This window comes from Deinococcus budaensis (genome assembly GCF_014201885.1).
Classification (GTDB): domain Bacteria; phylum Deinococcota; class Deinococci; order Deinococcales; family Deinococcaceae; genus Deinococcus; species Deinococcus budaensis.
In genome coordinates, this window is record NZ_JACHFN010000008.1 from 61,130 (window position 1) to 76,468 (window position 15,339).

Consider the following 15,339-nt stretch of genomic DNA (forward strand, 5'->3'; position numbering starts at 1 on the left):
CCAGCGGTTCACGGTACGTCCAGCCCCATCAGCAGCACCTCGCCCCAGGGGGTCTCCAGCGCCGTCAGCGGCACGAAGCCCACCCGAGCATAGGCCCGCACCGCCCGGACATTGGCGGGGCTGGGGTCGATCAACACGCGCCGCAGCCGGGGCCGCTCGGCCCGCAGCGCCTCCAGAAAGGCGCGGATCACCGCTGGCCCCAGCCCCTGCCCCGTCAAGTCCGGCTCTCCGATCAGGAGGTCCACCCCCCACGTCTCGCCCTCCGGCGCAGCCCAGGGCCAGAACTCGTTCTCCTCAGTGATCCGCTCGCGCTGGATGAAGCCCGCCGCCCGCTCCTCCACCCGGAAGACGAAGCCGGGTTCTTCCTCCCCGTCTTCGAGGTAGCTGGCCCGCACCGCCGCCTCGTCGCGCTCGCCGTCGTCCCAGAAGGCCCGGACGTGGGGCGCTTGCAGCCAGCGCGTCAGCAGCGGCAGGTGCTCCTCCTGGAGCCGCTCAAAGGAGATCGTCATGGCCCTCCACTCCCGCCGCCCGCAGCGCCGCGCGGAACTGCTCCTTTGTGACCGGCAGCACGCTCAGGCGGCTGCCCCGGCGGGTCAGCGGCGAATCCTGCCACTCGGGCAGGGCGCGCAGGGTGTCCAGCGGCACGAGCGCCGCAAAAGCCAGCACGGGTTCGACCTCCACCATGCTCCAGCGCGGCTGGTCCGGGGTGGAGCGGGGGTCGTGGAAGTCGCTCGCCGGGTCGAATTGCAGGTCGTCAGGCCTCGCCTCGCCGCAGACCCGCGCCACGCCCGCCACGCCCGCCGGTTTCGCGTTCGAGTGGTAGAAGAGGCAGGGGTCGCCCGCCCGCATCTCGCGCAGGAAGTTGCGGGCCTGGTAGTTGCGCACGCCGTTCCAGGGTTCGCGTCCCACCCGTACCAGGTCCGCGTAACTGAACACGTCGGGTTCGGACTTGAGCAGCCAGCACTGTGGGCGGGCGGTGGGCATGAGCAAGAGGGTAACGCCCCGGCCCCGGCTCTCCGTGCCTTCCGGCACCGTGGCGCGCTCCGGGCCGCTCTAGACTGCCCCTGTGCGTCCCCTGCCCTGGCTTCCCGTGCTGCTGCTGCTCGCGCTGGCGGCCTACCTGCTGCCGGAACGGCTGAGTGTGCCGGGGGGCGTCCCGGCCGAGGTGACGGCGCCGCCCGCCGTGACCCGGACGCTGCCGGGCGAGCTGCCGCAGGACACCCGCGAGCTGTTCGAGCAGTCGCGTCCGGCGGTCGTGCGGGTGGAGAGCCTCAACCCGGCCACCCGCGAGGCGGGGATCGGCACCGGGTTTTTCATCTCGGAAGACGGGCAGGTGCTCACCGCCTACCACGTGGTCGCCAGCGGGCAGCTGTTTCAGATTCGCACCCTGTCGGGCCGCACCCTGCGCGCCCGGGTGACCGCCTACGATGCGGGCGCGGACGTGGCGCTTCTCCAGGTGCAGGGGCGGGGACCTTTTCCGGTGCTGAACCTTGCCGCCCGGCCGCCGCGCGTGGGCGAGACGGTGCTCGCCATCGGCAACAGCGGGGGCGACTTCCTGCAACCGCGCCGCGGGCAGCTGCTGCGGCTGGGCGCCGAGGCGGGCGACCCCACCTTCCCCCAGGGCACCCTGGAGATGACGGCGCCGCTCGCGCCCGGCGACAGCGGCGGCCCGATTATCGGCGGCAACGGGGAGGTCATCGGGGTGGTCAGTTTTATCCGGGTGGACACCAGCAACCAGACCCGCGCCTCCTACGCGGTGCCCGTCACCGAGGGAAGCGACCTGGTCGCGGCCCTGCGGCGCGGGGAGCAGCGCGACGTGCCGGTGGTCGGGCTGGTGCTCGACGTGATTCACAGCGGCGCCCAGGGGCTGCCCGGGGCCGTGATCCGGCGGGTGGCCGAGGACAGCCCCGCCGAGCGTGCCGGGCTGCGCGGCGCGACCTTCGACCAAGACGGCAACCTCACGGCCATCGGGGACGTGGTGGTCAGCGTCAACGGCCAGCCCACCCGCGACGCCGCTGCGTTCATCACCGAAGTCCGCCGCGCGCAGGTGGGCGACACCGTCACGGTGGGCTACCTGCGCGGCGGCGAGGGCCAGCCGCTCGAAGCCCGCATCGAGCTGGTGGGCAAGCGCAGCGTGACGGACCTGAACGAATAACCATCCGCTTGCGGGTCCGGCCTCACCTCCGGCCGCCAGACTGGGAGGATGTCACGCGCCTTCGTGAAAGAGGACGGCGGCGAACGCTGGATGCCGCCCAGCGCCCCCACCCGCTACCGCCTGCTGTGGCAGGGTCCCGGCGGCACCGAAACCGTGTACCAGACCGACGACCTGCTGGGCGCCCTGCGCTGGCTCGCGGGGCGCGACCGCCCCGGCTTCGAGCTGCGCGACCAGGACGGCACGCTGCTGGCAACGCTGGCGGCGTAGGCCGCGTGGCCTGCGGCTTGCCCCCTGGAGAACAGGAACGGCGGGGACGGGAGACGGGTCGCTGCGTCTCCCTGCTCTTCTGCACGACCCACGGGCCACACGCTCCAGGCCCGGCCTACAGGCCGCTTTCCCAGTCCCCCTCCAGCGTCAGCCGCACCGTGCCCGCCAGGGTCTGGCCCGGCTCCAGCGTCCGCAGGTCCACGCCGCCCACCCCGCGCGCGGCGAGGTTAAAGGCGTCGGTGGCGTGCGAGACGGGTTCAAGGGCCAGGCTGCCGTCCGGCGCCGCAAACACGACCAGATGCGAATACACGTTGTCGGCGGTCAGCACCAGCGAGCGCCCCCCCCAGTCCAGCCGGGCGAGGCCGTCCCAGGCGGTGTAGACCCGGTCCACCGGCCTTGCTCCGACCGGCTGCGGGGTGCGGTGGTCCTCTTCGGGATGCACCGGCCGCGCGCCCCCGGTGGGCAGGCTGCGTTCGTCGGTGTCGTAGGTCAGGGCGGCGCCGAAGCTCAGGGCAGGGTCCACGCCACCGTGCAGGCGGGCGAAGTAGGGGTGCAGGCCCAGACCGGCGGGCATGGTGGAGGCGTCCGCGTTCGTCAGGCTGACGGTGGTGTCGAGGTGCGGGCCGTGCAGGCGGTACTCCACCCGCGCGGTGAAGGCCCAGGGCCAGTTCATGTCCCCGAACTCCCGGCTGTCGAAGTCGCCGGCGAGGTGGGTGTCCGAGACGCGCGTCACCCGCCAGGGCCGGTTTCTCACGTCGCCGTGCTGGGCGAGGCCGCCCCCGGTGGTGGGCCGAAGCTGCACCTCTCGCCCGCCGAACGGGAAGCGGGCACCGGCGATGCGGTTGGAATACGGCAGCAGCGTGAAGCTCGCGCACTGGCTGCTGGTCTCCACCGCCGCCGGGTCCACCGCCCGCAGCACCGGACGCCCCGACGCCGCGCGCAGGTTCAGCACGCTGGCCCCGAGGGCGGGCAGCACCTCCAGCGTCAGGCGCTCGCTGACGATGGCCTCCACCCGGCGGGTCACCTGGGTCCCCGCGCCCGCGCCGCCTCGTACAGCAGGATGCCCGCCGCGACCGAGGCGTTGAGGCTCTGGACCTGGCCGCGGGTGGGAATGCGGACCAAGCCGTCACACTTCTCGCGCACCAGGCGCCGCAGGCCCTCGCCCTCGGCCCCGATCACCAGCGCGACCTTGCCGCTCAGGTCGGTGCGGCCCACGTCCTGCGCGGCCTCGCCCGCCGCCCCGTAAACCCACACGCCCGCCTCCTTGAGCTGGTCGATGAGGCGCGGCAGGTTCTTGGTCTGGGCGACCGGCAGGTAACTCGTCGCGCCCGCCGCCGTCTTGGCGACGACTGGCGAGAGCGGCGCGCTGCGGCGTTCCTCCACGACCACCCCGTGCGCGCCCAGCACCTCCGCCGAGCGGATGATCGCCCCGAAGTTGCGCGGATCGGTGACGCCGTCGAGCAGCACGACCAGCAGGTCCTCGCCCCGCGCCTCCGCCCGGTCGAGGATGTCGTCCACGCTGGCCCAGGCGAGGTCCTCGACCTCCGCGATCACGCCCTGGTGCCCGGTGGTGCCCGCGATCTGGTCGAGTTCGATGCGGGGCGAGAACTTCAGGCGCACGTCAAACGTTTTCAGCTCCTGCACGAACGCCTCCTCGACCCCGCGCGCGACCAGCAGTTCCGTCACGCGCCCGTCCTTGAGGGCTTCGAGCACCGGGTTCCGTCCGTACAGCAACATGCGGCCAGTCTAAAGGGCGGCCAGTGCAAGGGGCGGGCCGTCTCCGTCTGGGGGGTGTTCCGTCCGGCAGGGCGTGGGGACCCTGGCCCAATGCCTAGTCCTCCCAGGCGTCCTCGCGGGGCTTGACCTTCGGCTGCGCGGTGTAGATGGCGGGGTCGCTGGGGTTGCTCGCGGCGATCAATCGGGCGATCTCGGCGGCGTCCGGTTCGGCCAGCACCCGCACGAAGTCCGACGGGTTGAGGACCGTCTCGCGCAGCGGCCAGCCGCGCGCCTGCGCCAGCCGGGCGAGGTCGGCCAGCGCCTGACGGCCCGCCTCGCCGTAGGCCGGACCGAAGGCCGCCGCCGTGAGCAGCGCCTCGTCGCCGCGCGTGACCAGCGCCGCGTAGCGGGCCGCCGTGCGGACCCCCTGGCCGTCGGTGATCAGGGTCAGGGTGCCGCCCCCGGCGCGGGCCTCGGCGCCGAGGTGGGCGAGCAGGTCGCGCTGCGTTTCCAGCGGGGCGCCGGGCAGCCCGAGCGGGTCCAGGATGTGCATGGGGGGCAGTCTAGAGCAGCCTGCCTGCCCCCGGGCGCGCCCCCACTTTCCCGGCGCGGCGCTATCCTGCCGGGCATGAAGCAAAAGCTCAGTGCCCTGGTGGCGCAGGCGCGCGGCGGGCGCGTGGTGCGCACCCCCTTCGTGGAGGGCGACGACATCGACCGCCGGGTGCTGCAAGACGACGAGGTGCGCTTCGTGATCGCGGGCGGGTTTCCCGACGCCCGCCGGGTGATCCTGACCCTGCACCCCGCCCATATCCCCGAGGTGGACAGCGGCGTGACCGTGCTGCGCGTGACCCCCGAACCCGGCGGCCCCGGCTGGGACGTGCAGGATTTCGCGGTGCAGCTGCGCCGTCTGGAGCTGTCCGAAGACCAGCTCGGGGACCTGCGCGAAGACCGGGGCGGGGCCTTTCTGGTCGCCGCGACGGGCAAGGCCGCGCAGACGCTGGAGACCCTGACCGAGCTGGGAGGCCGCCCGGTGGCGGTCGAGGAGGTCGGGGAGACGGCGGGCCGGGGCAGCAAGACCCGTGAGGTCGTGGTGCCCTCCATGCGGGTGGACGTGGTGGGCGCCAAGGGCTTCGGCGTGAGCCGCGCCTACTTCCAGCAGGGCATCGACGGCGGCAAGGTGCGGCTCAACGGCGCGCCTGCCCGCGCCAGCAGCGAGATCCGCGAGGGCGACAGCCTCAGCGCCGAGGGCCTGGGGCGCATCGACTTCAAGCGGGTCGTGAACGAGACGCGGCGCGGGAACTTCAAGGTGGAGCTGGAGGTGCATCGCTAGGTGTACCCGCCCGCCGAGCCGTCCGCCTCCGGCCTCCTGCCTGTGGGCGAGGGGCAGCACATCTACTGGGAAACGTCGGGCAACCCGCGCGGCAAGCCCGCCGTCTTCCTGCACGGCGGTCCCGGGGGCGGCATGGGCGCGGGCTACCGCCGCCGCTTCGACCCCGAGCGGTACTGGACCGTGGGCTTCGAGCAGCGCGGCTGCGGCCGCAGCGTTCCGCTGGCGACGGACCCGGCGCACCGGCTCGACCTCAACACCACCGGAACGCTGATCGCGGACATGGAGGCGCTGCGCGAGCACCTGGGCATCGGGCGCTGGCTGCTTCAGGGCGTCTCCTGGGGCACCGCGCTGGCGCTGGCCTACGCGCAGGCGCACCCCGGGCGCGTGAGCGAACTCGTGTTGATGGCGGTCGCGCCCACCGACGCCCGCTACGTCACCTGGATCACCGAGACCGTCGGCCTGCTGTTTCCGCGCGAGTGGGAAGCCTTCGTGCAGGCCGGGGGGGTCAGGGCGGGCCAGCGGGTGGTGGACGCTTACCGCGCGCGGCTGGCCTCGCCGGACCCTGCGGTGCGGGAGGCGGCGGCGCTGGCCTGGTGCCGCTGGGAGGACACGCACATCTCGCTCGATCCGGGGTTCGAACCCGGCCACACGCTGGCCGCCGCGTCTCTCGAAGCCCGGCAGGTGTTCGCCACCCTGGTCACCCATTACTGGGCGCACGCGGGGTTCTGGTCAGAGGGCGCGCCCCTGAGCGCCATGTCCAGACTCGCGCACATCCCCGGCGTGCTGATTCAGGGCCGCTACGACGTGAGCGGCCCGGTGGGCTTCGCCTGGGCGCTGCACCGCGCCTGGCCGGGCAGCGACCTGATCCTGATTGACGATGAGGGCCACGGCGGGCCGCGCATGGTGGCCGCCATCCGGGAGGCGACGGACCGCTTTGCCGCCCAGGTGTCCCCGGCCGGGCCGCCCGCTTCCCCCGCCGCCCGCGAGACCCCGCCGTGATCGACCTGCTCTCCCGCAAGCCTGGCCTCTCCCCCGAGGACCTCACGGCGGACCTCGCCCCCAGCGCCCGCTTTCAGGGGGTGCGCTTCGAGACCTACCGCCCCAACCCCGACTTTGCCAGCCAGCAGGAGGCGCGGGCCAGTCTCCAGGCTTTTCTGAAGGGCGCGCAGGTGCGGCCCGGGGGCTTCCGGCTCTTTCGCCGCGCCAAGCCCGAGGGCCGGGGCCTGTACCTCGACGGCGGTTTCGGGGTGGGCAAGACGCACCTGCTCGCCAGCACCTACCACGCGGCGGAGGGCCGGCGCGCCCTGATGAGCTTTCAGGACCTGATGTACGCCATCGGGGCGCTGGGCATGACCCGGGCCGTGGAGGCCTTCCGGGGCCACGACCTGCTCCTGATCGACGAATTTGAACTCGACGACCCCGGCAACACCCACATGGCGAACACCTTCCTGGGGCAGCTGATGCCCGGCGGCACCAGCGTGGTCGCCACCTCCAACACCGAACCCGGCGCGCTGGGGCAGGGGCGGTTCAACGCCTCGGACTTTCAGCGCCAGATTCAGGGCATCGCCGAGCGCTTCGAGACCCGGCGCATCGACGGCCCCGACTACCGCCAGCGCGGCACGGTGCCGGACCAGCCGCTCACGCCCGCCGAGTTTCAGGTGTGGCGGGCGCGGCAGCCCGAGGCCTCGCTGGCCGCCCTGACCCACCGTGACCTGGGCCGCCTGCTGCTGGAGGTGCATCCCAGCCGCTTCGCCCGCCTGCTGAGCGGGGTGCAGGCCCTGGCCGTGACCGACCTCGCCCCGATGCCCGACCAGAACGTCGCCCTGCGCTTCGTGCATTTTGTGGACAAGCTCTACGACCTCGGCGTGCGCGCGGCCTTTACCGGGGCGCCGCTGGGCAGCCTCTTCAGCGAGACCTACCGCCACGGCGCCTACGCCAAGAAGTACAGCCGCTGCCTCAGCCGCCTCTCGGAGCTGCTGCGGGAAGCGCGGGCGGGGCTGTAAGGCCCCCCCCCGGCGCTACTCCTCCCCGTCCAGCGCGGCGACCGCCTTCTCGCTCCAGGCGCGGCCCTCGTCGCCGCCCCACAGCAGCCAGGCGATGTATCCGCGCGACGGCTTGTCGCCGCCTTCGCCCGTCTGACCGAGGTTGTCGTGGGCGTGCCGGGGGAAGTACTGGGCGACGTGGCGCACCTCTTCCTCGCTCAGCGCGCCGCCCGCCGCGAGCTGCTCGGCCATATGTTCCCCGACCTCGGTGCCGCCGAAGCCGTGTTCCTCCCGCAGGCGCAGGCCCTCGCAGGCGTTGTCCTGCACGGCGCGGGGGATGGACAGGTCTGCTTTGCTCTGGCTCATGCTCCCACCTTGCCCGGCGCGGCCCCGGCGGGTCGGTGGGCCAGCCCGCCTTGTTCAGGCCCTATGAAGAAAGCCCCCGCGCGGGGCGGAGGCGTGGGGCAGGGGAAGGGGTGGTGCCGAGAACGGGACTTGAACCCGTACGCTTTGCAGCGGCCGATTTTAAGTCGGATGCGTCTACCGATTCCGCCATCCCGGCACGGGGGGGAGGAGCGCGCCAGCAGAGTATAGAAAAAACCCCGCCTCCAGGGGCAGGGCTTTGTCGGTGGTGGAGGTGGGCGGAGTCGAACCGCCGTCCAAAGGTCCGTTCAGCGTGCGTCTACGTGTGTATCCCGCTGTTTGATTGTCGGGTTCGGGGCCGTCAGAGGGCGGACTGCCCGGAACCGTATCTCCACTTGTTTTCGCCTTTGGCTATGGAACCTCGCCTGGGCTAGCCTTCTTTTGTTACAGTTCGCGCCTCGCCAAAGGCCGGGCTAGGCGGTCACCGTCTCACTTAAGCAGCGAGAGCGTAGTTCTGGTTGCCAATTAAAGGCTTTGCCGTTTTTTTACGAGGCCAACGGCACCTCGACACGCAACAGCGCCTTCAGTTCCCCTGTCGAAACCGGGTCACCCCCAGCGGGTAAAGCTGCCGGAGTCTCCGGCATCAGGAAGTCTAGCAGAGCTGCCCGGTCGGTACCCTGAGCTGCGGCACGTTGTTCTCTCATGCGCCTTTTCTTGTGGGGCAGGCCCTCACCAGGGCCGCCTCCCCCGGCACCGCGTTGCCTGAGACCGGAGGCACCGCTTGCGCCCGGAGGGGTCCAGTGCCCGGCGACTCCTGCCGCACGCGGGGCTGTCAGCAGCTGCACGGGCGTCCCGGTCACCCGGGCCTCCCCGGTGGCGGGCGGGGTGTGGGCGCCGGAGGCGGCGCTTGAAGGGTCGGCCGCGCGGGCGCCCGCCACCGGGGGAGGTGCCAGCTAGTCGGAGGCCAGCAGCTCGCGGTCTTGCACCTCGCTGTGGGCGTGCCAGCGGTGCAGGGCGCCGTCGAGGTCGGGCATGACCAGGCCGCGCTCGCTGGTCAGGGCGCTGTAGGCGGGACGCGGGGCGCCGAGGCCCAGCGCCGAGGTGGGCACGGCCTCCACCCGCTCCGGGTCCAGCCCGGCGGCCCCGGCGACCTGCCGCGCGAAGTCGGCCCAGCTCACGGCGCCCCGGTTCGCCAGGTGCCACAGGCCGCCTTCGCCGTCAATCAAGAGGTCGAGGGCCGCGTGGGTCAGGTCGGGCACGTAGGTGGGGGAGACGACCTGATCGTGCGCCGCGTGCAGCACCCGCCCCGCTTGCAGCTCGCGCCGGACGTGGGCGGCGAAGTTGTGGGGGTCCCAGGGACCGAAAAAGGCGCTGGTCCGCACGACCAGGGCGTCTGGGAGCGTCTCCAGCACCCCCTGCTCGGCGGCGTGTTTGCTGCGGCCATAGGCGTTCAAGGGGTTGGGCGGGTCGGACTCGACGTAGGCGCTGCTCCTTTGCCCGTCGAACACCAGGTCGGAGGAAAAGGTCAGCAGGCGGGCGCCTCTCTGGGCGCAGGCCTGGGCGAGCAGCCGGGGACCGTGCGCGTTCTCGCGGTCGTTGCGGGGGTCGTGCTCGGCGTCGTCCACCCGGACGTACCCGGCGGCGTTCACGACCCCCCAGGGCCGGTGCTCGCGCAGCGCCCGCTCGACCGACCCGGGGTCCGCGATGTCGAGGTCGTGGCGCGTCAGGAGCCGGAAGGGCAGGCCGCGCCCCTCGCAGGCGCGGGCAAAGGCGCGGCCCAGCGTGCCGGTGGCGCCGGTGATCAGCAGCGGACGGCCAGCGGGGCGTTCGGCCCGCACCCGCCCGACGGCGGGAAAGGTCAGGCGCTCGGCGCGGCGCCACCAACCGGGACCCTCCAGCACCGGGTGCGAGGGCGCCCGGCCGTGGGCGAGTTCGCGGGCCAGCCCGGCCAGGGCGGTGGGGCGCGGCTGGGAACCGCCGCGCACGTCCCACAGGCCGCTCTCGTAGTGGCCGTCGCGGCGGGTCAGCAGGCTGTTCCACTCGAAGGCGCCCAGCGCGGCCCAGGCGGTCACGGCCCGCACGTCGGCGCCTTCCCGGCGGACCTGCTCGGCCTGCTGCCACGCTTCTGCCAGCCAGCGCAACTGCTCCTCGCGGGTGCAGCCCAGGTGGACTTCGGTGATCGCCAGGGGCAGGCCGTAGCGCGCGTGGGCCTCGCGCAGCCGCTCGCCGGGGCCGCCGACCCCCTCGCCGCGCACCCGCACGGCCTCGACATCGGCGTAGGCCTGCCGCCCGTTGCCGCCGTGGGTGTGCGGGGGGTAGCGGTGCAGCCGCTCGTCCAGAAAGCGCTCACTGGTCACGTACACGTTCAGGCCCAGCACGCCCGGCGGGCAGGGGTGCTCGGCGAACCACAGGATCTCGCGCTCGGTGGCCCCGATCCAGCGCAGGTAGCTCCACATCGGATGCTGGGGGCCTACCCGTCCCAGCAGCAGGTCGAAGCTCAGCCAGCGCCGCTCGTTTTCGAAGTCGGCCTGCTCGCGCAGCGCCGGGGTGCTCGCCACGTGCCCCAGATCCTCGGTCTGCACCAGCTGGGCCTGTGGGTTGACCCGCCGGATCTCCTGCATCGCCAGCACGGTGGCCCGGAGCTGGTGCTTCAGCGCCTGCCAGAAGCTGCGCTCGTCACGGGCGTGGGGGTACCAGTGGCCGTAGAGCGCCGAGAAGCGGGCGGTCGTCAGCGGCTCGTTGACGGGCGTGTACATCTGCACCTGCGGATAACGCTCGGCCACCGCCCGGGCGTAGGCGGCGGCCCCCCGCGCAAAGGCGGGGTCGAGCAGGTGCGTATGGCGCGGGCCGGAGCCGTGGTGGACCAGGCCCACAATCGGCGCCACGCCCCGCTCTGCCAGCCGGGAGAGCCGCGCGTCGGCCCAGCGCCAGTCGGCCCGCTGGGGTCCCTGCGGGGCGGTTTTCTCCCACAACAGCGGAAAGCGCACCGCCGAGGCGCCCAGCGACGCCAGGCGGTCGAGGTCGTCCAGACGGTGGTCGAAGCCGCTCAAGGACAGCTGATCGAGGGTCTGGTCGCCCACGCGGCTGACCGTCGGCTCGACGCCCACCCACAGTTTCAAATTCTCCATGTCCACCTCTGCCGGGTTCCCGGCTGACTCCGCATGCCCAGAGCCACCGCGCCGCGCCCGGTCTCTCCCCGCCCGGGGGCGGGTCCAGCGAAAACGTCCACCCCTCCCCTCCTGGCCCCCACGCCGCCCGGAGGCGGCGGAAGGCGGCGCGCAGGAGCGCCCCTGTCTGGAAGAGGGCGAGGCCGTCCGAGTGTCCTGCCTCCGGCCGGAGCCGGAAACCTGAGGGGCATTGTGAAGTGCAGGTCAACCCTGGCAGGCGTGGAAGCCGAACGGAAAACTTAATGTGTGGGCCGGTGGGGCGCCTCCCGGGGAGACCGGGGGCCGCTCGGGTGTCCCGGGCGGGCGCGGCCCCAGACAGCCGCCCTCAGCGCGGGCCAGAGGAGGGGGGGCCAGACGAGAGGGGGCCAGACCAGAGTGAGCCAGACGCGGGAGACGCCGCGTCCCGGTCTGCCAGCCGGAACCCGGCGAGCAGGGGGCGGTGGTCGCTGCCCGCGTCCGGCAGCACCTGCGCCCGGGTGGGGGTCAGGCCCCGGGCGAGCAGGTGGTCGATGCGCAGCCGCAGCGGGGAAAAGGTCCAGCCGGGACCGCGCCCGGCCAGATCGTGCGCGCCTGGCCCGAACGCCCGCCGCAGCTGCCGGAAGACCTGCCCACGCGGCGGCGTGTTGAGGTCGCCCCCCAGCAGCAGCGGCCCCGGCGCCCTCCCGGCGAGGTCGGCCAGACGCGCGACCTGGGCCGCGCGCACGTCCCGGGTGCGGCGCAGGGTGGCGAGGTCGCCCCGCAGCGCGCTGGACACCAGCACCGTGCCCAGGTGCGCGTTGACCACCCGCAGCTCCCGGCCCTGCCAGCGCACTCGCGTTTCCAGAAAGGTGCGGCGGCTTCCTGGCGCCGGGTGGTTGACGGCGCCCAGCACCGGCAGGCGCGAGAGGGTCATCACCTCGTGGCCCCGGCGAACCGCGTAGCCGGGCAGGCGCGCGAGCAGCTCGTCCCCGAAGCCGGGGCGCGTAAAGTTGGTCTCCTGAAGCAGCAGCAGGTCCGCGTCGGCCGCCCGCAGGGCCGAGGCGACCTTTTCCGGGGTGCCCAGGTGCCCGCGCGCCACGTTGAAGGTCACGGCCCGCAGCTCCCCGCCTGCCGGCGCTCCTGCCAGCTGGGGCCGCCAGTGCAAGAAGCCCGCGCCCCAGGCCGCCAGCAGCGTGGCGGCCAGTGCGGTCGCCACGCCCCGGCGCCGTCCCAGCGTCCACGCCAGCACCAGCGGCGCGGGCAGCAGCCACAGCGCGGCGGGGGCGTAGGCGAGCAGCAGCGTCGGGACCGTGCGTTCCCCGACCCACTCGCCCAGGCTCCAGCCCAGCGCGACCGTCAGCAGGAAAAGCCAGGCGGGCCGGGAGCGGAAGATGCCCGCGCGTGTGGCGCGCGGGGCCGGGGGGCGGGCGCAGGCGGGACCGGCCCGGCTGCCTGCGGCCGAGCTAACGGCGTTTGCGCAAAAAGGAGAGCCACCCGGCGCGCTCGGGGTGACGGGCGGGGGCGAAGTCTTCCAGGCGGATCTCGGGGGCGGGGAGGGGAGCCGGCTCCCAGCCTCCCGGGGTCAGGATCAGGCCGCCGTAGCGTCCGGCCGCGTAGAGGGCGTGGGCACGTTCCTGCTCGGCCGAGAGGGCGCGCGGATCGACCAGGGCTTCGAGCATGGCCTGGAGGGCGTCGTCCTCACAGGTCCAGCAGCCCCGTGCAAAGGTGGCTTCGTGACCGTAGATGCGAATGCGGACGGGCATGGCTACTCCCGTGCCGGACGGGCTGACCACCGTCCGGGTGGTTGTGTTGACCCGCCCAGCATAGCGCAAGCTCCGGCCCCCGGCGGCCCCCTTTCCCAGACCCTTCGCCCGGCGGCTAGCCCTTGTCGCCCAGCCGCCGCTCGTTGCCCGCCCGCAGCCGCGTGACGTTTTCGCGGTGCTGCCAGACCAGCAGCGCGGCCAGCGCCGCCACCAGGGCGCTGAGCCACAGCGGCTGCCCGCTGACCGCCGAGACCAGCACGGCGGCGGCGGCCCCCAGGATGCTTCCGGCCGACACCAGCCGGGTCAGGGCGACGGTCAGCAGGCCGATCACCGCCATGCCCAGCCCGACAAGCGGCGCCAGGGCCACCAGGGTCCCGAAGGTGGTCGCCACGCCCTTGCCGCCGCGCCAGCCCAGAAAGGGGCTGAAGTTGTGCCCCACCACGGCCGCCACGCCGCACAGTCCGGCTTCCAGCGGCCCCAGGCCCACGGTGCGCGCCAGCCCCACCGCCAGCGCGCCCTTGAGCACGTCGAACGCGGCCACGACCACGGCGGGACCGCGCCCCAGCGAGCGCAGCACGTTGGTCGCCCCGCTGTTGCCGCTGCCCACCTGCCGGATGTCCACCCCGCGCGAGCGGGCGACCCAGGCGGCGGCAGGCACCGATCCCAGCAGGTACGACAGCAGCACGGCGAGCAGGGTCAGCAGGATCACGCGCCCGATTGTAGCGGCACGGCGAGAAGGGGGCCGGCGTGCTCGCTCGGCAGTGCTCCTGACCCGGGGGGGAGAGCAAGATGACGCCGGGCCGCGCGGCCCGTTACCCTACAGGGCATGACGGTCACGCTCGATCACGTCGCCATCGCCACGCCCGATCTGGAGACCGGCAGCGCGCCCTACCTCGCCCTGGGCCTCACGCCGGAGGGTCCCGACGAGGAGGTCGCCTCCCAGGGGGTGCGGGTGCGCGCCTTCGAGGTGGGGGAGACCCTGATCGAGCTGCTCGCGCCCACCCGGCCCGACAGTCCCATCGCCGCCTTTCTGGAGCGCCGGGGACCGGGCCTGCACCACACCGCCTACCAGGTGGCCGACCTGGACGCCGAGATGGCGCGGCTGGGCGCGGCGGGCGCGCGCTTTCTCTCGCAGGCGCCCACGCCGGGGCGGGCGGGCACCCGGGTCGCTTTCCTGCACCCCAAGTGGGGCGCGGGCACCCTGATCGAGCTGGTCGAGCACCCCGCCGGGGAGCCGGGCGCCGGGACGGAGCCGGAAAGCGCGGCGCCTTGAGGCGGGACAGGTCCCGGCAGCCACCCCTGCCGCGCCGGGGCCAGCCCCTCTGGTGGTGGCCCGCGTTGGGGGTCATGGGCACGGTGTGGTGGCTGAGTTCGGGCAGTGACACGCCGGGGCCGCCGCTGGTGCATCCGCTGGACTGGGCGGCGCACTTCACGGCCTACGCGGCGCTGGGCTACAGCCTGGGCCGCGCCACCGGGAACCGGGGCTGGGCGCTGGTCCTCGCCGCGTGGTTCGGCGCCCTCGACGAGGTTCATCAGGCCTTCGTGCCGGGCCGCGAGGCGGGGATCACTGACTGGCTGTTCGATCTGGCGGGCGCCTGGACGGGGGTCTGGCTGGCCGCCCGGAGCAGCGCCGGGGCGCCGGATGTCGCAGTTCTGTCAGACACCCGCCGCTAGGCTGGCTGCCATGACCCGCGCCGTGCCCGCCGCCCCTCCCTCCTCCGGCACCGCGGCGCCGCTGCGGCCGGTTCTGGCCGCGCTGGAGGAGGTCATCCTGGGCAAGCCCGTGCAGTTGCGGCTGGCCCTAGCCTGCCTGCTGGCGCGCGGGCACCTGCTGATCGAGGACCAGCCGGGTGTCGGCAAGACCACCCTGGCGCACGCGCTGGCCCGCACGCTGGGCCTGGGCTTCCGGCGGGTGCAGTTCACCGCCGATCTGCTGCCCGCCGACCTGCTGGGCGTGAGCATCTGGGACGCCGCCGCCGCGACTTTCCGCTACCAGCCCGGCCCGATCTTCTCCGAGGTGCTGCTCGCCGACGAGATCAACCGGGCGACCCCCCGGACCCAGGGCGCGCTGCTCGAAGCGATGGAGGAACGCACCGTCAGCGAGGGCGGCGTGACCCGGCCCCTGCCCGACCCCTTTTTCGTGATCGCCACCCAGAACCCCGCCGCCTTCGTGGGCACGTCGCCGCTGCCCGAAGCCCAGCTCGACCGCTTCCTGCTCACGGTGACGCTGGGTTACCCCGACCCCCGCGCCGAGCGGCGGCTGCTGGAAACGGGCGGCCGCACGGGCACGGTGCGCGACCTGCCCGCCGTGCTGGACGCGCCCGGCCTGCTGGCCGCCCAGCGCGAGGTGGACCGGGTCCACGCGGCCCCCGCGCTGCTGGACTACCTGCAAGCGCTCGCCCGCGCCACCCGCGAGTCGCCTGCGCTGGCCGCCGGGCTGAGTCCGCGCGCCCTGCTCGCGCTGCTGGCTGCCGCGCGCGCCTGGGCGTACCTGGACGGGCGCGGCATGGTGCTGCCGGGGGACGTGCAGGCGGTCTTCCCGGCCCTGAGCGCCCACCGCCTGCCGCTGCGTGATCCCGCCCGGCCGGGAGAAGACGTGTTCGCCCGCCTGCTGGCCGACACGCCGATTCCCTAGCGT

General features: G+C 73.6%; 18 protein-coding genes, 1 tRNA gene and 1 other RNA gene. 8 read left to right on the top strand and 12 right to left on the bottom strand.

Annotated elements, in window-relative coordinates; genetic code table 11:
- Positions 1-8: 8 nt before the first annotated feature.
- Together HNQ09_RS11570 and HNQ09_RS11575 are read right to left on the bottom strand one after the other, a co-directional pair.
- Positions 9-509, bottom strand: coding sequence for a GNAT family N-acetyltransferase (locus tag HNQ09_RS11570; RefSeq protein ID WP_184029395.1), 501 nt, complete (start codon positions 507-509; stop codon positions 9-11).
- Positions 493-984, bottom strand: a complete 492-nt coding sequence (locus tag HNQ09_RS11575) for an EVE domain-containing protein (protein ID WP_184029398.1) — start codon at positions 982-984, stop codon at positions 493-495. Before HNQ09_RS11575 ends, HNQ09_RS11570 begins: the two co-directional genes overlap by 17 nt.
- A gap of 82 nt (positions 985-1,066) precedes the next feature.
- Here HNQ09_RS11575 and HNQ09_RS11580 point away from each other — a divergent pair, with 82 nt between their 5' ends.
- Positions 1,067-2,155 carry a trypsin-like peptidase domain-containing protein gene (locus tag HNQ09_RS11580; RefSeq protein ID WP_184029400.1) on the top strand — a complete coding sequence of 363 codons (1,089 nt, stop codon included), beginning with the start codon at positions 1,067-1,069 and terminating at the stop codon, positions 2,153-2,155.
- 48 nt (positions 2,156-2,203) lie between these two features.
- Positions 2,204-2,422 (top strand): hypothetical protein, encoded by a 219-nt coding sequence (locus HNQ09_RS11585; protein ID WP_184029402.1) that lies wholly within the window; start codon positions 2,204-2,206, stop codon positions 2,420-2,422.
- A gap of 115 nt (positions 2,423-2,537) precedes the next feature.
- On the opposite strand, the gene HNQ09_RS11590 is transcribed toward HNQ09_RS11585, so the two are convergent.
- The 3 genes from HNQ09_RS11590 to HNQ09_RS11600 all read right to left on the bottom strand — a co-directional run bounded on the left by HNQ09_RS11590 (position 2,538) and on the right by HNQ09_RS11600 (position 4,691).
- Complete coding sequence (locus tag HNQ09_RS11590; RefSeq protein WP_184029404.1) at positions 2,538-3,446, bottom strand: aldose epimerase family protein; 909 nt, start codon at positions 3,444-3,446, stop codon at positions 2,538-2,540.
- Entirely contained in the window at positions 3,443-4,159 is a 717-nt protein-coding gene (rlmB, locus tag HNQ09_RS11595) for a 23S rRNA (guanosine(2251)-2'-O)-methyltransferase RlmB (protein WP_184029406.1), read from the bottom strand. Before rlmB ends, HNQ09_RS11590 begins: the two co-directional genes overlap by 4 nt.
- A 94-nt stretch (positions 4,160-4,253) precedes the next feature.
- On the bottom strand, positions 4,254-4,691 hold the full coding sequence (locus HNQ09_RS11600) for a DUF3197 domain-containing protein (protein ID WP_184029409.1): 438 nt from the start codon (positions 4,689-4,691) through the stop codon (positions 4,254-4,256).
- A 75-nt stretch (positions 4,692-4,766) separates the two neighbouring features.
- Here HNQ09_RS11600 and HNQ09_RS11605 point away from each other — a divergent pair, with 75 nt between their 5' ends.
- Genes HNQ09_RS11605 through zapE form a run of 3 tightly spaced genes read left to right on the top strand, consistent with a single transcriptional unit; the run spans position 4,767 to position 7,471 of the window.
- Positions 4,767-5,468 carry a S4 domain-containing protein gene (locus HNQ09_RS11605; protein ID WP_184029411.1) on the top strand — a complete coding sequence of 234 codons (702 nt, stop codon included), beginning with the start codon at positions 4,767-4,769 and terminating at the stop codon, positions 5,466-5,468.
- On the top strand, positions 5,469-6,467 hold the full coding sequence (pip, locus tag HNQ09_RS11610) for a prolyl aminopeptidase (RefSeq protein ID WP_184029413.1): 999 nt from the start codon (positions 5,469-5,471) through the stop codon (positions 6,465-6,467). It begins immediately after the preceding gene.
- Positions 6,464-7,471: a cell division protein ZapE gene (gene zapE / locus HNQ09_RS11615; RefSeq protein WP_184029415.1), complete on the top strand. Its 1,008-nt coding sequence runs from the start codon at positions 6,464-6,466 to the stop codon at positions 7,469-7,471. The genes pip and zapE overlap by 4 nt, the downstream gene beginning before the upstream one ends.
- 15 nt (positions 7,472-7,486) lie before the next feature.
- On the opposite strand, the gene HNQ09_RS11620 is transcribed toward zapE, so the two are convergent.
- The 7 genes from HNQ09_RS11620 to plsY form a co-directional block, all read right to left on the bottom strand.
- Positions 7,487-7,816 (bottom strand): DNA-binding protein, encoded by a 330-nt coding sequence (locus tag HNQ09_RS11620; protein WP_184029417.1) that lies wholly within the window; start codon positions 7,814-7,816, stop codon positions 7,487-7,489.
- Positions 7,817-7,927: 111 nt separating this feature from the next.
- Positions 7,928-8,012 (bottom strand) — tRNA-Leu (locus HNQ09_RS11625).
- A gap of 67 nt (positions 8,013-8,079) precedes the next feature.
- Positions 8,080-8,427, bottom strand: a transfer-messenger RNA (tmRNA) gene (gene ssrA, locus HNQ09_RS11630).
- Between the two features lie 339 nt (positions 8,428-8,766).
- Positions 8,767-10,941, bottom strand: a complete 2,175-nt coding sequence (gene rfbD, locus HNQ09_RS11635; RefSeq protein ID WP_184029419.1) for a dTDP-4-dehydrorhamnose reductase — start codon at positions 10,939-10,941, stop codon at positions 8,767-8,769.
- Positions 10,942-11,305: 364 nt separating this feature from the next.
- Positions 11,306-12,154: an endonuclease/exonuclease/phosphatase family protein gene (locus HNQ09_RS11640; RefSeq protein WP_343057766.1), complete on the bottom strand. Its 849-nt coding sequence runs from the start codon at positions 12,152-12,154 to the stop codon at positions 11,306-11,308.
- A gap of 247 nt (positions 12,155-12,401) precedes the next feature.
- Positions 12,402-12,701, bottom strand: coding sequence for a hypothetical protein (locus tag HNQ09_RS11645; protein WP_184029421.1), 300 nt, complete (start codon positions 12,699-12,701; stop codon positions 12,402-12,404).
- A gap of 115 nt (positions 12,702-12,816) precedes the next feature.
- A complete protein-coding gene (plsY, locus tag HNQ09_RS11650) occupies positions 12,817-13,410 on the bottom strand; it encodes a glycerol-3-phosphate 1-O-acyltransferase PlsY (RefSeq protein WP_184029423.1) in 594 nt (197 codons plus the stop codon).
- Between the two features lie 117 nt (positions 13,411-13,527).
- Between plsY and HNQ09_RS11655 the strand changes: the two genes are divergently transcribed.
- The 3 genes from HNQ09_RS11655 to HNQ09_RS11665 all read left to right on the top strand — a co-directional run bounded on the left by HNQ09_RS11655 (position 13,528) and on the right by HNQ09_RS11665 (position 15,336).
- Positions 13,528-13,974, top strand: coding sequence for a VOC family protein (locus tag HNQ09_RS11655; RefSeq protein ID WP_184029426.1), 447 nt, complete (start codon positions 13,528-13,530; stop codon positions 13,972-13,974).
- A gap of 74 nt (positions 13,975-14,048) precedes the next feature.
- Positions 14,049-14,375 (top strand): VanZ family protein, encoded by a 327-nt coding sequence (locus tag HNQ09_RS11660; RefSeq protein WP_184029428.1) that lies wholly within the window; start codon positions 14,049-14,051, stop codon positions 14,373-14,375.
- Between the two features lie 10 nt (positions 14,376-14,385).
- Positions 14,386-15,336 carry an AAA family ATPase gene (locus HNQ09_RS11665; protein WP_184029430.1) on the top strand — a complete coding sequence of 317 codons (951 nt, stop codon included), beginning with the start codon at positions 14,386-14,388 and terminating at the stop codon, positions 15,334-15,336.
- The last annotated feature ends 3 nt before the right edge of the window (positions 15,337-15,339 follow it).